The sequence below is a fragment of the Enterobacter sichuanensis genome (assembly GCF_002939185.1).
GTDB classification, from domain to species: domain Bacteria; phylum Pseudomonadota; class Gammaproteobacteria; order Enterobacterales; family Enterobacteriaceae; genus Enterobacter; species Enterobacter sichuanensis.
Genome location: NZ_POVL01000143.1, coordinates 1 through 1541 on the forward strand (window position 1 = coordinate 1; position 1541 = coordinate 1541).

The window sequence follows — 1541 nt, forward strand, 5'->3', positions numbered from 1 at the left end:
GATCATTACACGCGCGCACAGTGGGAAAACATGAGGCGAAAAAGTTTCTTCTTTTTGATAACCGTTAATTAAATAGTGCAATACCAATCCGAGAAATTGGCATGCATTAATTGACTCTACCGCGCCATGCGTTGCTCGACTCTGAGCCTGGGATTCGAAGTAAATCGCACGCAGCGATTTTCGACGAAAGATAGACACCGGTGCCTGACGAATAACCCCAGCATTACCAGCAGTGTGTTTCTCTGTATTACCATACCAGGAAGGTCCGACACGCATATACTGTTCAAGTGCGAATTGCGTCGTATTCCCGATATCGAAGCACCGACCATTACTGCTATTCTCTCCGTCAAGATACCATTTCAGGAGATATTTTCTAAGCACATCGGTGTGCATTCTGTTTTCTGAAAGATAAGTCTCGGCCAGACATAATGCCATGGACGTATCATCTGTCCATTCACCAGGTTTTAATTGAAAAGGTCCGCCACCAATCATATCCGCTACATGTTCACTGTCTCTTTTCTTAAACTCAAGAGTGGTGCCGACGGCGTCCCCAACAGCCAGTCCCACAAGCGCCCCAAGCGCTTTATCACGTGAAACATCTTCAGTCGTAATTAAAGGTAAAGTTGCATCCCAGGCTTGTGAAGAACTCAAATTATCAATACTGTTGCTTCTTATTGCCTTACGGACATTAATTGGCAGGTATGTATGATAGCGAGCAGCATAATGATTGATTACTGAGTCTTCGTAATGAAGGTCGATCATGGTATTTCCTTTAATTCCATATTCATTATTCAAGGTTCATCTGACCTGCTGACAACCTCAAACGATGTATTCGGCTTAGCACCAGACGCGATGTCACGTCATGCAGTCCTTCATTATTTTTTACTGGCACGAGACACAACAAAAGCAAACTCACTGGCACCATTTTCGCTCAGGGCAAATAAATTCATGGTTCTGTCTTTATATACATCTGGTAACGCCAGCGTAGCTTCCTGGAGAGTATATTCCGCCATACGAGTTACTTTTATTTGTTGGCATTAATAACAAAAAAACTATCCACTTCCTGCTGGATTTCACTCTGATGGGATGACCCAGGAGGATCGATGGCATTGCTTCCACCGGCAGGGTTCAGATGCAGTTCACCGCCAAGCGTGTTTATCTGCGCGTTCTGTTTTGCGGTGAAGTTAAAGTTATTACCAATGATATTAACGCTGCCATCTTTTGATAATTCAATGGCGCTTTCACCACACTCCAGCCTCAACGTATTGCCCGCTGAAATAATAAAGTTATTAACCACTTTATCGCTGCGACTGTTACCCGTCAGGCAAATGACGTCCCCTTTAACACCCGCCTGCTGATTTTTCACCACCCGTAAGGTTTCATTTTCACCTACAAACTGGGTACGATTTTTTTCCGTGGCATGCGATTCATCATTTTTGACGTTAATATCCAGATTGCGCTCGGCCTGGAGCCACACCTGCTCCGCGCCCGCCTTGTCCTCAAACCGCAGGGCGTTGGCGTTGTCGACCGAGCCGTCTTTC

Annotated in this window: 3 protein-coding genes; all 3 read right to left on the reverse strand. The window is 45.2% G+C overall.

The window, feature by feature from the left end; all coding sequences use genetic code 11:
- A partial coding sequence (locus C5687_RS24180; protein WP_104558225.1) for an ADP-ribosylglycohydrolase family protein occupies window positions 1-762 on the reverse strand: 762 nt, incomplete at its 3' end.
- 113 nt (window positions 763-875) lie between these two features.
- Window positions 876-1013 (reverse strand): DcrB-related protein, encoded by a 138-nt coding sequence (locus tag C5687_RS24185; RefSeq protein WP_238380521.1) that lies wholly within the window; start codon window positions 1011-1013, stop codon window positions 876-878.
- Between the two features lie 11 nt (window positions 1014-1024).
- The coding region (locus tag C5687_RS24190; RefSeq protein ID WP_420796123.1) for a bacteriophage T4 gp5 trimerisation domain-containing protein at window positions 1025-1541 on the reverse strand (517 nt) is incomplete at its 5' end.

Excerpts from the sequence above, each read along its gene's own strand:
- C5687_RS24185 (WP_238380521.1), bottom strand. The coding sequence starts at position 1,013 with ATGGCGGAATATACTCTCCAGGAAGCTACGCTGGCGTTACCAGATGTA.